Origin of the sequence: Methanoregula sp. (genome assembly GCF_050010295.1) — an archaeon.
GTDB lineage: Archaea > Halobacteriota > Methanomicrobia > Methanomicrobiales > Methanospirillaceae > Methanoregula.
This window is the reverse complement of record NZ_JBEKLH010000003.1, coordinates 24748-42448: the sequence shown is the minus strand read 5'-3', so window position 1 is coordinate 42448 and position 17701 is coordinate 24748. Positions and strand designations below refer to the sequence as shown.

Sequence of the window (17701 nt, the reverse complement as noted above, 5' to 3'; positions counted from 1 at the left end):
ATGGAAATCTAATACGACAGGACTCAATTTCCCATGAAACTCGCCATTGACGAGACCCGGTGCAAGGGCTGCAATCTCTGTACAAAGGTCTGCCCGTATAAGATCTTCCGGGAAGGCAAGCGGCCCAACCGTCGTGGCATTGTGGTGCCCGAACTCGACCGTCCTGAACGGTGCACAAACTGCCGGCTGCGGCATCTCTACGGGCGGCAGCTCTGCGGCGTGTGCCAGCTCACCTGTCCCGATCAGGCAATCCACTGGATTGATGAAGAACCGTACGAACCCCACAAGGTGGCGATCGAATATTGACGTCGAGACTTGAGTTCTGGCAGGGGAATACTGCCTGTGCCGAGGGAGCGCTTGCGGCGGGCTGCCGGTTCTTTGGCGGTTACCCGATCACGCCCTCAACGGAAATTGCCGAGCACATGGCCGCAAAGCTCCCGAAGAAGAACGGGGTCTTCATCCAGATGGAGGACGAGATCGCAAGCATCGCCTCGGTGATCGGCGCTTCGTGGACCGGAGCGAGGGCGATGACGGCAACGAGCGGTCCCGGCTTCTCCCTGATGATGGAGAACATCGGGTTTGCCGCAATGACGGAGACCCCCTGCGTGATCGTCAATGTCCAGCGGGGAGGACCCTCGACCGGCCAGCCTACCCTGGCCGCACAAGGTGACATGATGCAGTGCCGGTTCGGATCGCACGGCGACTATTCCATCATCGCCCTCTGCCCGGCAAGTGTCCAGGAGATGTACGGGCTCACGGCAAAGGCATTCAACCTTGCCGACCATTACCGGGTCCCGGTATTCCTGATGGCGGACGAGATCGTGGGCCACATGCGCGAGAAGATCCTCATCCCGGATACGGTCGATCACGTCCCGCGCCGGGAACTGGTGCGGGGCACCCCCCCGTTCCGGCCGGATGCCGACCTCATCCCCGGTTTCCCGCAGTTCGGCAAAGGGTACGGGGTCCACGTGACCGGTCTTACCCACGATGAACGGGGGTACCCGTGCGCAACCAACCCGAAACTCCACGCGGCGCTCGTGCAGCGGCTCGTGGACAAGGTCGAGTCCGCCCGCCATGACATCGCGGACTATGATGCGATCAACCCGGATGCAGAGGACGTCTTCATCGCGTACGGGGCGCCGGTCCGCACGGTCCAGCAGGTCATGCACGACCATGCCGCACAGGATATCGGGTTCCTGCGGCTCCGCACGGTCTGGCCCTTCCCGGAGAAGGCACTGGCTGCATTCAAAAACGTCCGGAGGTTCCTTGTCCCGGAACTGAACCTCGGCCAGATCGCCCGTGAGATCGAACGGCATGTGGATGTCCCCGTTGTCAGCATCCCGAAACTTGGCGGGGAACTCCACACGCCCGCCGAGCTGGCAGCGGCCCTGGAGGCAGGACGATGAGCTTCGAAGACTGGTTCCGCCAGGACCGTCTCCCCCACATCTACTGTGCCGGCTGTGGCAACGGCACGATCATCAACTGCACGCTCGCGGCAGTCGACCAGATGGGGTGGAAGAAGGAGGAGACAGTCTTTGTTTCGGGGATCGGCTGTTCATCGCGGGCTCCCGGCTACATCGTCACGGACTCGCTCCACACGACCCACGGGCGGGCAATAGCGTTTGCTACCGGTGTGAAGATGGCAAACCCGGACCTCCACGTTGTCGTATTCACGGGCGACGGCGATCTGGCGGCGATCGGCGGGAACCATTTCATCCATGCCTGCAGGCGTAACATCGACCTCACGGTGGTCTGCATGAACAACCAGATCTACGGGATGACCGGAGGGCAGGGCAGCCCGACTACGCCTCTGGGGTGCCTCTCGTCTACCACACCGTATGGATGCGCTGAAACCCCGTTCGACCTCTGCGATCTGGCGATAGCTGCGGGGGCCAACTATGTCTCGCGCTGGACATCCTACCATGTGAAGGAACTCGAGAAGGCCGTGAAGGCCGGTCTCGAGACTCCCGGGCTCTCCTTCATCGAGGCGCTGGTCCAGTGCCCGACCGCGTTCGGGCGCAGGAACAAGTTCAGGCAGGTCGCGGACCACGTGGAGTACCTTAGGTCGCACTCGCTCCTGAAAGCAAAACGCGACCGGATGCTGGAGCAGGGCGAGCTTATCCCAGCAGATATGTTTGTCGTCGGGGAACTCCTCCGCAGGAACCGTCCTGCCCTGGGGGTGAAGCCATGAGAAACGAGGTACGGTTCTCCGGGTTTGGCGGGCAGGGGATCATCCTCTCAGCGGTCATCCTCGGCAGGGCCGCCGTCATGTACGACAACAAGTATGCCGTGCAGACCCAGGTCTACGGGCCGGAAGCCCGCGGCGGGGCATCGATGAGTGCGTTGATCATTGACGATGCGCCGATCCTCTACCCGAAAGTGGCGACACCCGACATCTACGTGATCATGTCGCAGGAAGGGTTCGAGAAGTACGGTGGCGACGCGGTTGACCCTGCCGTGATGCTGGTCGATACCACGCTCGTCCACTCCCGGCCGAAATGCACCTGTTTTGAGATCCCGGCCACCCGGGAGGCAAAAGAGACGCTCGGGAGGGACATTGTCGCAAACATCGTGATGCTCGGGGCGCTCGTGGCATCGACGCGTGTGGTGAGTGAAGCGGCACTCGAAAAGGCGATCCTCGACTCCGTGCCCAAAGGCACCGAGGCGCTGAATATCAGGGCGATGAAAAAAGGCATTGAACTGGCCAAAGGGCTGAACACACCATGAAGTTACGGGAATACGAGGCAAAAAAGGTCCTGCGGGAGAGCGGGATATCCGTCCCGGCAGGTTTTCTCATCCGGTCGGCAGCTGAACTTGCTCCCTATCTTGACGAACTTGGCGAAGTGTTTGTACTGAAGGCGCAGGTGGATGTCGGCGGCAGGGGAAAGGCCGGGGGCATCCTGATGGCCGACAAAGCCACGGGTGTTACCGTTGCACAGGAACTGTTCACCAAGCAGATCAAGGGCCTGCCCGTGAAGGAGATCCTTGCCGAACAGCGCCTGTCCATCCAGCATGAGTATTACCTCTCGATCACGGTTGACCGGGCAGGCAGGCAGCCTCTTATCCTCTTCACCGAGGCTGGTGGAGTGGACATCGAGATAACGGCAAAAGAACAGCCTAGTGCGATCCGGAAAGTGATGGTCTCACCGCTCATGCGGGACATCCCCCCCTTCATGATCCGCGAACTTGTTGGCAGCGCGCCAAAGGAGATCGGGCCGGTTATCAGCAGGCTCTACCGGATATTCCTTGAAAAGGATGCCCTCCTCGCCGAGATCAACCCCCTCGTCGCCACGCCGCAGGGGGTCTTTGCGGCCGACGCCAAGATCATTGTCGACGACAATGCGCTGGGCCGGCAGGGCATCAAAGTAAACCGGGACCTGACCGACCGCGAGCGTGAGGCCGAGACTCAGGGCTTCTCATATGTCGAGCTCGATGGTGCGATCGGCGTCATCGGGAACGGGGCCGGGCTCACGATGGCGACCCTTGACCTTATAGAATATTATGGCGGCAGGGCGGCGAATTTCCTCGATGTCGGCGGCGGTGCCGAGAGCGATCGGGTGATGCACGCCGTCAGGCTGGTGGCAAGCGTGCCTTCGGTCAGGGTTATCGTGGTGAACCTCCTTGGCGGGATCACGAAATGTGATGAAGTGGCAAAGGGGATCATTGCCGCAGGAATCCCCCAGAAGGTGATAGTCCGGCTTGCGGGAACGAACGAGGCCGAAGGGAAGAAGCTCCTCTCTGAGAAGGGCTACGAGATGCTCGACACGATGGAACTTGTCGTAAAGAAAGCCGTTGAGGTGACCGCATGATCTACGGCGACAGGAATACGGGAATCCTCGTGCAGGGCGCCACCGGGAAGCAGGGCGAGTTCCATATCGGCCTGATGAATGCCTACGCACGGCAGGTCGGGGGCAAAGGGGTCGTTGCCGGCGTGACGCCGGGAAAAGGCGGCCAGCAGGTGCACGGTGTCCCGGTTTTCAATACCGTAAAGGAAGCGATGCGCGAGTATGACATCGGTGCTGCCGTTATCTTCGTCCCCGCCGCTGCGGCAGGCGATGCCATCATGGAGGAGGCAAACGCCGGTATTCCTGCCATCGTCTGCATCACCGAGCACATCCCGGTGCACGATACGATGAAAGCGATCGCCTATGCGCGGATGGAGGGCGCCAGCGTGATCGGGCCGAACTGCCCGGGCCTGTTGTCTCCCGGCGAAGTGAAGATGGGGATCATGCCGGCGGGGCTCTTCTCCCGCGGGAATGTGGGGGTGATCTCCCGATCAGGCACACTGACCTATGAAGTAGTGGACGAGCTCACCCGGGCCGGCATCGGCCAGAGCACCGTCATCGGAATCGGCGGCGACCCGGTGATCGGCCAGACATTTGTCGATGTGCTTGAGCGCTTCGAAAACGATCCCCAGACCAGGGCGGTCGTCCTGATCGGGGAAGTGGGCGGGAACCTCGAAGAGGAGGGGGCGAAGGCCACGGACCTCCCGATTGTCTCCTATATCGCCGGAGTTTCTGCACCGCCCGACAAGAGGATGGGCCATGCAGGTGCAATTGTCGAGGGCGGGGAAGGGGATGCCCGCTCGAAGATTGCCCGGCTCAAAAAACACGGCGTCCCGGTCGCGTCCCGGGTATCCGAAATACCGGAGATGGTGCGTGAGCTGTTCCGGTGCCGGTGCTGAAATTTTTTAGAAAATTACATAATTAACTGTGAATAAAGTAATAAATATTTTGAAAATAACTTATTTTTTCATTTTAATGGCGTCGAGAAGTTGTTTTTGATTTTTTTCAGTTTCTGTAAATGAACCCAATGCAACACCTATGCCATATAATGCAAGTCCACTTAAAAATTGTGGGCTAGTTAATTGACTAGATATAAATGTCAACGGATCTGGTCCGAATCCTTTCGATAAAATTGAAAACAAACCATAACCGAGAATCATTACAACGCCAATAACCGTAAAAAATATTGTAAGGAGGGTCATGACGTAAATATGATTTTTCTCTCTGTTTGATTGGGGCTGAACGAATATCCCCACAATTTTTGCAAATACTAATAATATGAAGCAGAAAAAAATTAAAACGGAAATCGCTTCGATAAGATTCATTACATCAGGTTCCATAATTATTCATCGCAAGCCGGTAATCTCTTCTTCTTCAATTCTTTTTCGCATTGTTTTTTTCGGATTCGATATTCGCGTTGCATTTTTTTAGTGTATTCTTTCTGTGCATCTTCGACATTCTAATGGTTTTTGATAGCCGTGTGTCTGCCGATCTCCCGGTTTATAGCGAGGGCTTTTCTTCTTGGGTCGCTTGGACTCCCTTCCGTTGTTTCCCGTGAATGAAATCTGTGAACGTATAGACGGACGAGATATAGCCGCTCATAGTTGATTTGTTCGTAGCGATGCCATACGCGCAAAACGCCTATCGGGTTTTGCGCTACTCATTTAACCTATATCCAATAATGAAAAGTTATTGAACCGCCGCGGGGGCGCCCCGTCGGGGGCGGCGGCGTTCATCCCCCTATGTGAGGAAGTAACTGAACCGCAATCACCAATGAATAAGACCCCCACAAAACATTCCGATAAACACAATTCCCCATCCGCACAATAACCCGGTAATAAACCTCGTCAGATTATTACTTTGCCTTTGGGAAAATGCCTGATATAGTCCATCCAATATCAGGGGAATAACAAAAATGACAGCCCAGAAGATGGGAAAAACGAATCCCCAAAATCCTGCGATAATTGCGGATATCCCACCTATCAAGGATCCCAGACACCGGGAACATAAGACATTTTCCAGCCCAAAAAAATGAAATGACCGGTCTTTTCTCCGGTGGCAGATGCAAAAGCCAAATGTTCGTTTTTTTATGGTTATGTATAACATCGGGCCAATACGCTCTTCCCATTTTGTAAAAATTTTCATTATATCGGGAAAAAAAATGAAAATAATGAGGTATTTTCATAACCTCAGTGGTGTGACATCCCCCATCCGATCAGGAAAAAGATGAACAACAATATACAACAGACAAGGATGACTGTTCCCCATTCACTATCCTTTTTTGGTTTTTGCTGCTGTTGTTGCTGTTGCTGTTGGTTTTGCTGAATAATGATTGGTTGAGCCGCAGGCGGATTTGCTCTTTCCTGCGTGGTTTTCTCAGCCAGTTCAACAATGCATTTCTTACAATAATTTTTCCCGTGGATCTGGGTCAAACAGTCTTCACAGAAAAAATTACCGCAGCCAACACAAGCGCCTTTTACTTCTTTATCAGGATGATTCTGGCATTTCATTCATATCTCCAACCTAATTTTTCATCTTTGTTTTTTCTTTTTCTTTGAGCAGTACCAGTGCATAATAAAATCCGACAGCTAGTGCGGCTATCAGGAGCACTGTTCCAAGCAGACCCATATAGAGATTTCCTCCGGAAAAAGCGAAAATGGCAATAGACACTAAAAATAATACCAATGCGATAAATGCGAGATGTAGATTTGTAAAATCCAGTGTAACCAGATTGGGGAAAGCGTCAGAATCCTGTTGCTGCTGCTGTTGCATCGAATGAGGGTAATACTGGGTCTTGTCTTCTACCTTTCTTCTGATACAATCCTTACAATAGTTTTTATCATCTATTTGTACGAGACAATCTGCACAATAGGGTTTACCGCAATTAACGCAAATGCCTTGAGCTTCTTTATTGGGATGATTGCAGCAGTCCATAGTATACTCAATCCTTTCTTGCGCTTTAATAATTTCCATTTTAATTGTTTTACAATTTATTTTTAGTTTATATACAGAATATTTTTTCCCTGCCGAAAAGGTCCTTTGGAAACGTGCAAATTATTTAGGGACCCCCTTGCATCAAGAGGCCCTTTTCCGGGACCCCCGTAGAAAATATCCACACCTTTAAATATAAACGCTGATAACTGACTGACTAGTCAATTTAGAAGGTGTTGGTAATGCTCTACCGAACAGTTCCAAAAACGGGTGACAACCTCTCTATCCTCGGCTTCGGTTGCATGCGTCTTCCCTCGACACGAACCGGAGGAATTGACGAAGAACGCGCCACCCGCCAGATCCGGCACGCGATCGATGGAGGTATCAATTATGTTGACACAGCGCCCGTCTATCACCTCGGGAAGAGCGAGCAGGTTTTGGGCAGGGCGCTTGCCGGCGGCTACCGGGAAAAAGTCCGGATTGCCACGAAACTCCCCCACTGGTCCGTGTACGAGCGTGCCGACATGGACCGTATCCTTGACGCGCAGCTGAAGACCCTGCAGACCGACCACATCGATTACTACCTGCTCCACAGTCTGGGCAGGAGCAGTTTTGAAAAGCTTCGTGGTCTTGGTGTCCTCGAATTCCTCGACGCCGCAAAGAGAGACGGGAGGATCCGGAATGCGGGCTTCTCGTTCCACGACAATCTCTCCGCCTTCAGGGAGATCATCGATGCCTATGACTGGCAGTTCTGCCAGATCCAGTACAATTACCTCGATGAGCAGAACCAGGCGGGGACCGAAGGGCTCAGGTACGCCGCACAGAAAGGGCTGGCCGTCATCGTCATGGAGCCCCTGCGGGGGGGAAACCTTGCCGGCCGGATTCCTCCGTCGATCCAGAAGTTCTGGGACGAAGCACCGCTCAGACGGTCACCGGCCGAATGGGGCCTCCGCTGGGTCTGGGACCACCCGGAAGTGACCGTTGTCCTCTCAGGTATGAACGATGAAGCCCATATCGATGAAAACCTGCGGGTTGCAGACAGTGCCCTTCCGGAGTCCCTTTCCGGCGATGAACACGTGCTCATCGGAAGGGTGAGGGATGAATACCGGCGGCTGATGAAGGTCGGGTGCACGGGCTGCGGCTATTGCATGCCATGCCCGGCCGGGGTTGATATCCCCGGTTGTTTTGCAAGCTATAATTCTCATGCACTCTTCCCTCATGACAGGACGGCAAAGTTCCAGTATATCGGGAGACATGGCGGCCTGATCGGTGACAGGTCCCATGCCGGGTTGTGCCGGCAGTGCGGAAAGTGTGCAAAAGCCTGTCCGCAGCACCTCCCGATCCCATCCCTGATGAAGGATGTCTCAAAGGAGATGGAAGGGATGATGGGCGTTGCCGTGCCGGTCCTCCGGGGGGTACTCTGGTGCGTGAACAGGGCCGGCAGGGTACGCCGGGCAATAACCGGTGAGACCCCTCATGCCTGATAAGGGGAATGACAAACAGGAGGCGATCCTGGATACGGCACTCACCCTGTTCACCGAACGGGGCTTCTTTGGCACACCGACATCCATGATATCGAAGGAAGCAGGGGTCGCGACAGGGACCCTTTTCTTCTATTTCAGGACCAAGGAGGATCTCATCGATACACTCTACTGCCGGATCAAGGCCGAAGCCGCGGCAGCGATGTGCCGGGGGCTCGGAGAGGAACCCGGGGTCAGGGACAAGCTCCACCGGATCGGCAGGAACGCGGTTGGGTGGGGGGCAGTGTACCCGGAGAAGATGAAGTTCCTGGAACTCTTCGCGCACTCGCCGTTTGTATCCACCACTGCCCAGGAGGAGGGGATGTCCCGGTTCCTGTTCCTGAAGGATCTCGTGGCGGACGGGATCCATGAGGGCGTGATCCGGGACTGCGATCCCCACCTCATCTTCAGCATGATGGCAACGTCCCTCTCCGGACTGGGCTCCCGGATCTCCTGCACGGAAGACCCGGGCGAGCGGGAGAACCTCATCGAAGAGGGGCTTGACATCATCTGGAACGGTCTCCGGGCAGAACCGGATGGAGTACGGAAAGGAAGCAGGAATAAGAAAAAGAGGAAGATGACACCATGACGACAATTCTGGAGACAAAGGACCTGTCGAAAACCTATGGGGAAGTAAAGGCAGTCGATCACGTGACCCTGGCTGTCGGGGAAGGAGCCCTGTTCGGCCTTCTCGGCCCCAACGGGTCGGGCAAGACGACGATGATCAGGATGCTGACGGGCCAGACCCGGCCGACCGGTGGCACAGCAACGGTTCTCGGCCTTGATGTTGTACAAAACCCGGTCAAGGTCCGTGAAAAGGTGGGGATAATCCCCGAACAGGAGACCCCTCCCAGCTTCCTGACTGCCATGGAGTACCTGGATTTCGTAGGCGCGATCCGGAACATACCGGATGTGACGAAACGTGCAGACTGGTGGTTTGATTTCCTTGATTTCGGGGACAAGAAAGATGTACTCTGCAAGGACCTGTCCCGGGGGACCCGCCAGAAACTGATGTTTGCCCAGGCTTTCATCCATGAACCGGCGCTCGCTCTCATCGATGAACCGCTGATCAACTTCGACCCGATTATGCAGGACGTGGTCAAGGAGTACCTGTCGGGGTATGTCAAATCCGGCAGGACGATTTTCATCTCGACCCATATTCTCGAGGTGGCTGAGGAGATCTGTTCAGGTTTTGCGATCCTGCACAAGGGGAAACTGCTGCATACCGGGCCGGTTGCTGAGCTGACAGGGAGAAACGAGCACCTATCCGACTTCTTCCTCTCGCTTGTCCGGAAGGATCGCCATGCTTGAACTGTTCATCGGCATGATGAAAGAGGAGTGGCGTATCCATTCCACCATGTTCGGGAGCTTCTCCTTTGCCATGTTCCCGGTCATGATCTTCGGGATCGCGTTCATGGGCTCGTTCCTCCTCCCCCTGATGCGGACTGCGCTTCCCTCCGGCAACCTTGCGCTTGTCATCCATGCAAACTTCCTCCTGCTCGGGTTCATGGTCGGCGCGTTCGGGCTCCTGGCAGGCGAAGTCATGAACCGGCGGTTCGGGCAGGCAAGCCTCCTCTCGTATTCCGCCCGGAGCCTGCCGCTCCCGGAGCGGTTCATCTTTCTCAATTTTGTCATCAAGGACACAGTTTACTACTTCTTCCTGTGGGTCTTCCCCTTCGGTCTAGGGTATATCGCTGCGTCCCCGTTCACCGGGGTGACTCTGCTGCAGGCCCTCCTGCTCCTCCTCACCCTGACGCTCTCCTTCCTTTTCGGTCTGTGCGTGATATTTTTCCTTTCTGCAGTCTACGCCCGCTCAAAACGTGCACTCTGGCTGCTCGTTCTCGTGCTCGGTTCAGGGTGGGGAACGCTGGCGGTTGTAACCGGTATGAACCCGGCTCTCCTGTTCCCTCCGCTCCTGCTCTATTCGTCGTTTACGCTGGTCAATCTCCTCGTTTCATGCGCGATCCTTATCGTCCTTTTCGGTGCGTCAATCATGCTTTTCAGCCCTGAATATTCGGGGCCCGCCAAAAAATTCACCAACGCATTTGCACCTCTTGTACAGAACCTGTCATTCTTCCCCCACCCGCCGCTTGCCGCAAAGGACATGATCGACATGTACCGAAGCGGGAGCGTGGTCGGTCAGACGCTTTTCTCGTTCCTCATCCCGCTCGGCGTGATCTGGTTCTTCCTCTCCCTGCTCGGGCGGTACCTGCCCCCGCATGGCCTGTTGTTCATGTTTGCCATTCTCACTGGCGTGATCGGGTCGACCATGTACACATGGGTCACGATGTTCGATACCTTCGGCCCGTATGCCTGCCTGCCGGTCGCTGTCAGCACGCTGATCGAGAGTAAGATCACCAGCTTTTCCCTGCTGCAGCTGGTGCCCGCTGTATTTATTGCGGTCGTCGCGACCCTTTCCGGAGAACTGCTCTATCTGATCCCTGCCGCAGTCCTCTGCCTTTCGGTCTCGTTCTATTCGGTTGCAGTTACCGTCTGGCTTACCGGGCTCTCCCCCAGTGTGCTGGTATATGACGTGAAAGTCCTCTTCACGTATATTGTCGTTGTCGGTATTGCCCTCACGATCCTTACCGGCCTGGCATTTGCCAGTCCGGATTACGCATTTGTATCGGTTATCCTCATCATGCCGGCGTGGCTGGTTGTCAGGAAAGCAAAGGTAAAGTGGGATGCGGTCGACCCGGCAGGATTTTGATTTTTTTTGCCAAGAGTATCTTTTTCTGATATGCTCCGGGTAACTGCAGCCCCGGGTGTTTTTGTCTTTTTTTTAAAAAAGTTAGAACTGTTTATTCACAAGTATCTGGTTAGTTTCAAAAAGAATACTGCAATCCTTAATGCCCTTTGTCGAGTAATACTTATCCGGAGAAGACAGCAATGGTCGCACTGACAACGGAGATCAGTGAGTCGCTGACCGGGACAAAGACCGTGTTCCTGGCGACATCATCGAAGAACCGCGTGCCAAACGTCGTCCCGATCGGGGCATTCAAGCTCCTCGATGATGAAACCCTGCTCATATCGGACCAGTACTTCCACAAGACCATGCAGAACATAGCGGAGAACCCGGTGGTGGCCCTCTCCTGGTGGGGAGAGAAGGGCGGCTTCCAGATCAAGGGGCCGGTGACCATCCACACGAATGACGAGATCTTCCGGCAGGATGTGGCGTGGATGAAGGAAGTCAGGCCCCACCTCGCACCGAAGTCCGCGGTCGTCATGAAGGTCGCCGAGGTCTACCACGTGAAGCCCGGAACCGATGCCGGGAAGAAGATACTCTGAACTAATTTCAATTGTTTTAGAGGTTCAAATTTGGGGATTTAGACCTTAACAGCCAAATTTTCTTTTTTGATTCATCCACAGTCAAGAGTGTGTTATTAAAAAAAAGTTCCCTGGTTTTCAGGGGTCCTCCTCAGTTTCAGAGGTCTCCTCCCCGGTGGCGTCCGCGTTGTTCGGGTTTTTTCCTGAGCAGGTGAAGTATTCCGGCACCAATGAAGAGAATGACGATGATGATGAGGGCCGGAAGAGCCCAGGATGATATGTCCTGTGCTGATGACGCAGGACCGTTCTGGCCGGTCGTTGGTACCGGGGCTGTTGTTGTGGTATTCACTACGGTTGATGTCGGGGAAACCGTTGCTGTTGTTTGTTGGGCTGAGGGCGCAACAGCAGTTATATACCCGGTCTTTGTCACTGAGTCGCTGCCTCCGCCATTGACCGCAATGAGCGAAACCGAATATTTTCCCGGAACGGAATACGTGTGCGACGGGTTCTGCCGGGGAGATGTTGTGCCGTCACCGAATCCCCATGTCCATGCCGTCGGGTTGTTGGAAGACGTGTCCGAGAAACTCACCGTGAAGGGGGTGGGTCCGGAAGTCAGATCGGAAGTGAAGGAAGCGACAGGGGGTGCCGGGTTCACGGTAGTATAGTTATACTTGGTCACGCTCTTGTTGCCGCCATAATTTGTAGCCGTAAGCGAGACCGTGAACGTTCCCGGGGTCGTGTAGGTGTACACCGGGTTCTGGAGGGTCGAGGTGCCGCCGTCACCGAACGACCAGGCCCATGCATAGGGGGAGTAGGTGGATGTGTCGTTGAAGGTTACTGAAAGAGGTGCCGATCCGGAAGTTTTGTTCGAGGTGAATGCCGCAACCGGGGGCAGTTGTGCGGTTACTCCCACATACCCTGAACTGACCGTGGACGCACTCCCGCCATAATTTGTTGCCGTGAGCGAGACCGTGTACGTTCCTGGGGTTGTGTAGGTGTGAACCGGGTTCTGGAGGGCTGACGTGCCGCCGTCACCGAATGACCAGGCCCATGCAGTGGGGGAGTTGGAGGACAGATCCGTGAAACCGACTGCGAGGGGCACCGTTCCCGAGGTTGTATTCGCGCCGAATGAGACTACCGGAGCCAATGCCTTATTTGCCGTGATGAAGTTCGTGTCAGAATAGGTGTTACTGCCACCATAATTGGTCACGGTGAGCAATACCGTGTACGTACCGGGGATCGTGTACGTGTGCGACGGGTTCTGGGAGGTATTCCACCCACCGTCACCGAATGACCAGGCCCACGCGGATGGAGAATTGGAAGAAGTATCGGTGAAATTAACCGTAAAAGGCACGGTACCGTAGGTTATGTTTGCGGTGAAGGAGGCAACCGGAGGTACCGGCTTGTTCGCCGTAATGTAATTGGATACCGTATTCGTGTTACTCCCGGCCGCATTGGTAACGGTGAGCGAAACTGTGTACGTTCCCTGCGTCAGATACGTGTGCACAGGGTTCTGGAGCGATGCTGTTCCTCCATCTCCGAATGTCCATGTCCAGGAAGACGGCCCATTGCTCGATACATCGATGAACTGAACCGTCATCGGCGCCTGCCCCGTGGTGATATTTGATGCGAACGCCGCAACCGGGGGGGTCTGATCAGCTGACACAGGGAGTATGAACAGCATGATGGCAAAGAGCACAAGCCAGATACCTGTCGTTTTCATAGGTTCCCATCCAACGATCGTTTTACTCCGGATACATAACACGACAAGATCTGCATATCTCCATCTCTCTGGAAATTAGATATTACGAATTGTTATTAAATAGTTGCCGATGGCGTTTGAGCAATCCGGGACCGGAAACCCCCGTGGGGGTACAGCGTATCTGTCTTTTTCCATTTGTCACCGGAAATATGAGATGATTTCCGGAATGACAGACATTCCCTGGTACAGGTTAATTTCACCCGCTAATTCTATTGCCTTGTAAAGGGATCCAGGACTGACCCGGGTCCGGCCCAGGTAATCTCTTTGTCAGGTACTTGTTCAAGGCGAATGGTTATCCTGATGGAGGTCAAACGTGAGAAATACACCGAACATGACAGCGCCGCAGTTCTTCCCGATCCCACGCGACCTTCGCGCTCTTGCATGCGATGCCGTGAACAGACACGTAGCACCACTGCCATTTGAACGGGACGGAGTCCGGGTGACTGAGGAACTGGTGGGCATCACGCTTGAGTGCCTCAACGCGGAATTCTCAAAGACTCTCGCCATCGTAGCAAAAGCAATGATTGCATCCCATATGCCGGAAGGACTTGACCGGTGTCTTGAGCAGCGGCTGAACATCGACGGGCGCCCGACATCCGCGGTGATCGCTGAAATATTGTGCCGTGCCCACATCGCTGAAAAGACCGAGGTACTTGACCTCAGCTCGCACCGGAAGGTCCGGGGGATACGGCTGCTGCCATCCTGGACCTGGCATGGGTATTCCGAACCGCTGAAGACCGTTATGACCGTTGCCGACTCCGGATCCAGTTCCCTGTCATTATCATGGATGAATCTCTGTCCGGTCTGCAGGACCGGATCACTCAGCCGTGTCTCCGGCAGGCAGTTGTTTGGTCTGCCGTACACAGAATATTTCATTGAGTGTTCATATTGCGGTGCGAAATTCGTCCCTGCCGGGGAACAGTTCCGCCTGGTATCGGTAGCCATTGTGCGGGACCCGCTATGGAAATCCAACCTTGACAAGACATATCCGCCTGAGACCTGGTCGGCCATCGCGCGAAATACCGGCAGGGTCTCACAAAAACCAAGAAAAGATCCCGGCAAGGAAGACCTGCATGAACCGGGCAAAAAGGCCAACTTCGGGGTTTTTCTCCCCATGAAGGACGGTTCCGGTGCAGTTCAGTGCGGCCAGAAAACCCTCTATTTCAGACCCGCCTGCCTGATATTTTCCGGGGGGGCGAAGAATGATATTTTTACCTGGGCACAAAAGTCACTCCATGAAATTCTTGAACTCCCCCCTTATCGTCACCTCAAAGAGCCTGTCCTTGCCCGATACTCCCGGTACCTTTCTCTCAGGGTCGGTCTGTTCCTGTGGGAACGCAAGGAACGGCACGACCCCTTCTATCGTGAATTCCTCAATCCTTATGGCGATGAAAAATACGGCAGTTTCCGGATGAAGGAATGCGATGAAGCAGGAAAAAAAGGAATCTTTCTGGTAGTCGAAGACGGGAGAATTGTCCATGCAGGCTGCTGCGATGACAGCTTCCGGAAGATGATCGATGAGTACCTGGGCCGCGTATCCTCGCATGACTGTTATCGCGATGGAGACAGCATACGGTGCAGGATCAACTCCCTTCTGGTTGCCAGAAAGAAAGATGCCGGGATATTTCTCCACTGCGTAGCTGATGATCAGGAGCGTCTGCACATTGCCGAAACACTTGGAGCTGCTTCGACCGGTGCTCATGACCCTTGAAAAAATGGCAGAACGCTCAGGAGTACCGATCAGAGAATTTTTCTTATCCAATGAGAACATTATAGTTATCAAGTCCGGATACCGTGGATCGGAGCTCACTGATGAAATGCCCATATTGCGGGATGAATGTACGGGATAATATCGTGGAATGCGGCTATTGCGGCAATAAAATACCCAGTCATCCGGGGAAATCTGCAGCTGCAGGGAGCAAACCGCCTGTCTCTGGAGGCACTCCGGTCCGTAAAGGGGGAGAGCATATACAACACCATGCAGATGAGCCCGGAAATGAGGATGAAGAGGAAGGTGGTCTTTCAGCATACCTTCAGCCTGGCGAACAGATCCGTATCGGTTCCCTCAATGTATCAGTCAAAAAATTTTTCTTCCATGCATACCTGACCGACAAGCGCGTCTTCCTGATCGATACCCAGGAAAAGAAACTCAAGGTTACCGCCAAGGATGTCGCGCTTGATACGATAGCAGGAAGCATCGTCGAGCTCTCTGAAAACTCAGACCCTGTCCTCGTCCTGTCCATTCGATCGCCGGATGAAGAGATCAAAACAATGAAACTTGTCTTTGTCCAGAACGGTATGGATCGTTCGGCAGAGATTGACGAATGGATCTCCCTGCTTCAGAACAGCCACCCCTCCGACAAACCTGCAAGGAAGACTTCAGCTGAGCCCGCAATGCCAGCGGAAGAACCGATATCTGACCGTCCGTTTGACAGACCGGCGCGTAAGCAGGAACTCCAACCGACAAGGAAGCCGGTGAAGGATCACGAAAAGCAGCCCCCGGTCAAACGGCTCCTTTCGCTGTATAAAGTTCCCCAGGCAGAACCGGAATCCGGGCCCGGGCAGGAACCTGAACCGGAACCTGAACCGGAACCTGAGCCTGAAATTGTGATGCCTCCAAAACGGATGCAGGTGCGGCAGGTGGCTGAACCTGTGAAAAAAGTCGTTGCCACGGGATACACCCGGGAGATCCCTCCGGTCAAGGGTTCAGAGGTCAAACCGGTAAGAAAGCCCGAAGTCCAGTCAGTCATGAAAGTCGCAATGAAAGGGGCTGTCAAGCCATTCCCGCAGCAGACTCCGCAACCGGTGAAACGTTCTGTTGTTGAACCTGTGCGGCGACAATTGCAGGATAGCGAGCCCGGGAACGAACCAGTTTCCTCCCGTCGTCCTGTTGTGGAGGAAACGTATCAGGAAAAGCCTGCACAGGAAGAGGGAGGAGATACGCCCCAGTTCTGCCATAACTGTGGAAAAAAGCTCCCCCATGCAGCAAATTTCTGCCCGGGGTGTGGCACAAAACTGAACCAGGGAAGGACGTTACCGCATACCAGCCATTCAGTAACGACTCCTGAAAAAAGAGCGACAAGAACAGATCCGCCCCCCAATGAACACCGGCCGGCCCGGGAAGAGGAATCCGACGAAGATGAACCCGAGGAGGAGAGACCGGTGAGGCCTCCCGTCAGGAAGGCGCCAAAAGGCAGCGAGATGACAATCCTTCACAAATTCCTGAGACGGTGATGGGATTTTCTGCTCTGCTGAAACCTTATTTTTCTAAATCATTTTCTTATACTCTGCCCCGGTTAGGAGGGTGACCCCCTCTCTCAGATCGAAGAACTCTAACGAGTGCTTCTTATCTTCGAGGTCCTGATGGACCTCCTCGGAAATCGAAGAACTCTGACGAGTTCGATCGAAGACTTACGGTCTTCTCCCTGTCTCAAGTCTGATGACTTTTGACAAGAGGGAGTTTTTCCAAACTCCCTCTGCCACATCTCTGATGAGATGCTGCATTCTCCAGCCTGCTCTTCCCTTGGGGAACAGCGGTCTCCCAAAAGAGCGTGTATGATAAAAACCGATGATTTCTACAGAGCATTTTTTTTCAGATTATGACCTGTTTTACCTGAGGCAGCGCCCGGATCTGTTCGACCACACCGGCCGGGGGGGACTCCTCTATAATGATAACCAGTTTTGGCTCTTCGGAAAACTGGGGGTCGGTAACGAAGATCTGGCGGATTGCAACGGAGTGCTCCGACAGCACCCTGACTGCCGCACCAACGATGCCCCGCTCACTGGCATTCTTCGGCAGGACCGTGATGACAAAGAACCCCAGCGATTCTGCGACCCTGCTCAGGTCCGGCGTTGCCCGCATGTTGAGAAAGATGTCCCGCAGCATCGGGCGCTCAAGGATGCGCCGCGCGGTGGAGTCCACGACCCTCCGGTCGGAACCGATAACCTTGGCCACGGCAGTTGCCGGCACTTCGATCCCGTTGCAGCTGATCCGCCCGTCTTCCGTTACCCCAAACCCGTTCTCTAAGAGGAACCTCACCACGCGATTCTGCGAGGGCGAGTCGGCAAATTCGTGGATGATATCTGACCACATACTCACCACTGGGTATGACGCTTATAAATATACATCTATGTTCTCCATGCTGCACCAGTGCCGGTGAATTCACGCGTTTTTTATTCTGCCTGGAGCAACGGGGATGCAGATCGTATTCGTTCAGCTATTCTGTATCCCGCAGATCGTTCCAGCGTGGTTCTGGATCTCGTTTCCGTATCCCGCATCAACTTACATAAGATTTTATTAGATAGACAACCTCTTTGATATGGCACAGAGCGAGGGTAGCCAAGCCAGGTCAAAGGCGCTAGGTTGAGGGCCTAGTCTCGTAGGAGTTCTTGGGTTCGAATCCCATCCCTCGCATTCGTCCCCCGGGGCCAGATCT

19 protein-coding genes and 1 tRNA gene are annotated in these 17701 nt (G+C 54.6%); 14 read left to right on the top strand and 6 right to left on the bottom strand.

The window, feature by feature from the left end:
• Nucleotides 1-33 precede the first annotated feature (33 nt).
• Genes ABSB80_RS05210 through sucD form a run of 6 tightly spaced genes read left to right on the top strand, consistent with a single transcriptional unit; the run spans nt 34 to nt 4684 of the window.
• Nucleotides 34-306: a 4Fe-4S dicluster domain-containing protein gene (locus ABSB80_RS05210; RefSeq protein ID WP_428368869.1), complete on the top strand. Its 273-nt coding sequence runs from the start codon at nt 34-36 to the stop codon at nt 304-306.
• Nucleotides 303-1406 (top strand): 2-oxoacid:acceptor oxidoreductase subunit alpha, encoded by a 1104-nt coding sequence (locus ABSB80_RS05205; RefSeq protein WP_428368867.1) that lies wholly within the window; start codon nt 303-305, stop codon nt 1404-1406. Before ABSB80_RS05210 ends, ABSB80_RS05205 begins: the two co-directional genes overlap by 4 nt.
• Nucleotides 1403-2191, top strand: a complete 789-nt coding sequence (locus tag ABSB80_RS05200; RefSeq protein ID WP_428368865.1) for a thiamine pyrophosphate-dependent enzyme — start codon at nt 1403-1405, stop codon at nt 2189-2191. The genes ABSB80_RS05205 and ABSB80_RS05200 overlap by 4 nt, the downstream gene beginning before the upstream one ends.
• Nucleotides 2188-2727, top strand: coding sequence for a 2-oxoacid:ferredoxin oxidoreductase subunit gamma (locus ABSB80_RS05195; RefSeq protein ID WP_428368863.1), 540 nt, complete (start codon nt 2188-2190; stop codon nt 2725-2727). Before ABSB80_RS05200 ends, ABSB80_RS05195 begins: the two co-directional genes overlap by 4 nt.
• A complete protein-coding gene (locus ABSB80_RS05190; protein ID WP_428368861.1) occupies nt 2724-3809 on the top strand; it encodes a succinate--CoA ligase subunit beta in 1086 nt (361 codons plus the stop codon). Before ABSB80_RS05195 ends, ABSB80_RS05190 begins: the two co-directional genes overlap by 4 nt.
• Nucleotides 3806-4684 (top strand): succinate--CoA ligase subunit alpha, encoded by an 879-nt coding sequence (gene sucD, locus ABSB80_RS05185; protein ID WP_428368859.1) that lies wholly within the window; start codon nt 3806-3808, stop codon nt 4682-4684. Before ABSB80_RS05190 ends, sucD begins: the two co-directional genes overlap by 4 nt.
• Before the next feature lie 60 nt (nt 4685-4744).
• On the opposite strand, the gene ABSB80_RS05180 is transcribed toward sucD, so the two are convergent.
• The 4 genes from ABSB80_RS05180 to ABSB80_RS05165 form a co-directional block, all read right to left on the bottom strand.
• Complete coding sequence (locus ABSB80_RS05180; protein ID WP_428368857.1) at nt 4745-5125, bottom strand: hypothetical protein; 381 nt, start codon at nt 5123-5125, stop codon at nt 4745-4747.
• A 427-nt stretch (nt 5126-5552) separates the two neighbouring features.
• Nucleotides 5553-5891, bottom strand: coding sequence for a DUF2085 domain-containing protein (locus ABSB80_RS05175; RefSeq protein WP_428369188.1), 339 nt, complete (start codon nt 5889-5891; stop codon nt 5553-5555).
• 83 nt (nt 5892-5974) lie between these two features.
• Entirely contained in the window at nt 5975-6295 is a 321-nt protein-coding gene (locus ABSB80_RS05170; RefSeq protein WP_428368855.1) for a B-box zinc finger protein, read from the bottom strand.
• 13 nt (nt 6296-6308) lie between these two features.
• Nucleotides 6309-6758, bottom strand: a complete 450-nt coding sequence (locus ABSB80_RS05165; RefSeq protein ID WP_428368853.1) for a B-box zinc finger protein — start codon at nt 6756-6758, stop codon at nt 6309-6311.
• A 200-nt stretch (nt 6759-6958) separates the two neighbouring features.
• On the opposite strand from ABSB80_RS05165, the gene ABSB80_RS05160 reads away from it, so the two are divergent.
• The 5 genes from ABSB80_RS05160 (at nt 6959) to ABSB80_RS05140 (ending at nt 11524) form a co-directional block, all read left to right on the top strand.
• Nucleotides 6959-8200 carry an aldo/keto reductase gene (locus tag ABSB80_RS05160; RefSeq protein WP_428368852.1) on the top strand — a complete coding sequence of 414 codons (1242 nt, stop codon included), beginning with the start codon at nt 6959-6961 and terminating at the stop codon, nt 8198-8200.
• Nucleotides 8193-8825, top strand: coding sequence for a TetR/AcrR family transcriptional regulator (locus tag ABSB80_RS05155; protein ID WP_428368850.1), 633 nt, complete (start codon nt 8193-8195; stop codon nt 8823-8825). Before ABSB80_RS05160 ends, ABSB80_RS05155 begins: the two co-directional genes overlap by 8 nt.
• The gene (locus ABSB80_RS05150; protein WP_428368848.1) at nt 8822-9547 is read left to right on the top strand and encodes an ABC transporter ATP-binding protein; all 726 of its coding nucleotides are present in this window, start codon (nt 8822-8824) and stop codon (nt 9545-9547) included. The genes ABSB80_RS05155 and ABSB80_RS05150 overlap by 4 nt, the downstream gene beginning before the upstream one ends.
• On the top strand, nt 9540-10946 hold the full coding sequence (locus tag ABSB80_RS05145; protein ID WP_428368846.1) for a hypothetical protein: 1407 nt from the start codon (nt 9540-9542) through the stop codon (nt 10944-10946). Before ABSB80_RS05150 ends, ABSB80_RS05145 begins: the two co-directional genes overlap by 8 nt.
• A 179-nt stretch (nt 10947-11125) precedes the next feature.
• Nucleotides 11126-11524, top strand: coding sequence for a pyridoxamine 5'-phosphate oxidase family protein (locus ABSB80_RS05140; RefSeq protein ID WP_428368844.1), 399 nt, complete (start codon nt 11126-11128; stop codon nt 11522-11524).
• Nucleotides 11525-11660: 136 nt separating this feature from the next.
• Here ABSB80_RS05140 and ABSB80_RS05135 read toward each other — a convergent pair whose 3' ends face one another.
• The gene (locus ABSB80_RS05135) at nt 11661-13226 is read right to left on the bottom strand and encodes a PKD domain-containing protein (RefSeq protein WP_428368842.1); all 1566 of its coding nucleotides are present in this window, start codon (nt 13224-13226) and stop codon (nt 11661-11663) included.
• Nucleotides 13227-13596: 370 nt separating this feature from the next.
• On the opposite strand from ABSB80_RS05135, the gene ABSB80_RS05130 reads away from it, so the two are divergent.
• The gene (locus ABSB80_RS05130; protein ID WP_428368840.1) at nt 13597-14976 is read left to right on the top strand and encodes a hypothetical protein; all 1380 of its coding nucleotides are present in this window, start codon (nt 13597-13599) and stop codon (nt 14974-14976) included.
• 101 nt (nt 14977-15077) lie between these two features.
• Nucleotides 15078-16499, top strand: a complete 1422-nt coding sequence (locus tag ABSB80_RS05125; protein WP_428368838.1) for a zinc ribbon domain-containing protein — start codon at nt 15078-15080, stop codon at nt 16497-16499.
• Nucleotides 16500-16857: 358 nt separating this feature from the next.
• Here the strand turns inward: ABSB80_RS05125 and trpY are convergent, their stop codons facing one another.
• Complete coding sequence (gene trpY / locus ABSB80_RS05120) at nt 16858-17358, bottom strand: TrpY family transcription regulator (protein WP_428369186.1); 501 nt, start codon at nt 17356-17358, stop codon at nt 16858-16860.
• Nucleotides 17359-17594: 236 nt separating this feature from the next.
• On the opposite strand from trpY, the gene ABSB80_RS05115 reads away from it, so the two are divergent.
• A tRNA-Leu gene (locus ABSB80_RS05115) sits at nt 17595-17679 on the top strand.
• Nucleotides 17680-17701: the final 22 nt, after the last annotated feature.

Excerpts from the sequence above, each read along its gene's own strand:
- ABSB80_RS05150 (WP_428368848.1), top strand. The coding sequence starts at position 8,822 with ATGACGACAATTCTGGAGACAAAGGACCTGTCGAAAACCTATGGGGAA.
- sucD (WP_428368859.1), top strand. The coding sequence starts at position 3,806 with ATGATCTACGGCGACAGGAATACGGGAATCCTCGTGCAGGGCGCCACC.
- ABSB80_RS05130 (WP_428368840.1), top strand. The coding sequence starts at position 13,597 with ATGACAGCGCCGCAGTTCTTCCCGATCCCACGCGACCTTCGCGCTCTT.
- ABSB80_RS05155 (WP_428368850.1), top strand. The coding sequence starts at position 8,193 with ATGCCTGATAAGGGGAATGACAAACAGGAGGCGATCCTGGATACGGCA.
- ABSB80_RS05170 (WP_428368855.1), bottom strand. The coding sequence starts at position 6,295 with ATGAAATGCCAGAATCATCCTGATAAAGAAGTAAAAGGCGCTTGTGTT.
- ABSB80_RS05190 (WP_428368861.1), top strand. The coding sequence starts at position 2,724 with ATGAAGTTACGGGAATACGAGGCAAAAAAGGTCCTGCGGGAGAGCGGG.
- trpY (WP_428369186.1), bottom strand. The coding sequence starts at position 17,358 with ATGTGGTCAGATATCATCCACGAATTTGCCGACTCGCCCTCGCAGAAT.
- ABSB80_RS05200 (WP_428368865.1), top strand. The coding sequence starts at position 1,403 with ATGAGCTTCGAAGACTGGTTCCGCCAGGACCGTCTCCCCCACATCTAC.
- ABSB80_RS05145 (WP_428368846.1), top strand. The coding sequence starts at position 9,540 with ATGCTTGAACTGTTCATCGGCATGATGAAAGAGGAGTGGCGTATCCAT.
- ABSB80_RS05180 (WP_428368857.1), bottom strand. The coding sequence starts at position 5,125 with ATGGAACCTGATGTAATGAATCTTATCGAAGCGATTTCCGTTTTAATT.
- ABSB80_RS05195 (WP_428368863.1), top strand. The coding sequence starts at position 2,188 with ATGAGAAACGAGGTACGGTTCTCCGGGTTTGGCGGGCAGGGGATCATC.
- ABSB80_RS05175 (WP_428369188.1), bottom strand. The coding sequence starts at position 5,891 with ATGTTATACATAACCATAAAAAAACGAACATTTGGCTTTTGCATCTGC.
- ABSB80_RS05140 (WP_428368844.1), top strand. The coding sequence starts at position 11,126 with ATGGTCGCACTGACAACGGAGATCAGTGAGTCGCTGACCGGGACAAAG.
- ABSB80_RS05165 (WP_428368853.1), bottom strand. The coding sequence starts at position 6,758 with ATGGAAATTATTAAAGCGCAAGAAAGGATTGAGTATACTATGGACTGC.
- ABSB80_RS05160 (WP_428368852.1), top strand. The coding sequence starts at position 6,959 with ATGCTCTACCGAACAGTTCCAAAAACGGGTGACAACCTCTCTATCCTC.
- ABSB80_RS05210 (WP_428368869.1), top strand. The coding sequence starts at position 34 with ATGAAACTCGCCATTGACGAGACCCGGTGCAAGGGCTGCAATCTCTGT.
- ABSB80_RS05135 (WP_428368842.1), bottom strand. The coding sequence starts at position 13,226 with ATGAAAACGACAGGTATCTGGCTTGTGCTCTTTGCCATCATGCTGTTC.
- ABSB80_RS05125 (WP_428368838.1), top strand. The coding sequence starts at position 15,078 with ATGAAATGCCCATATTGCGGGATGAATGTACGGGATAATATCGTGGAA.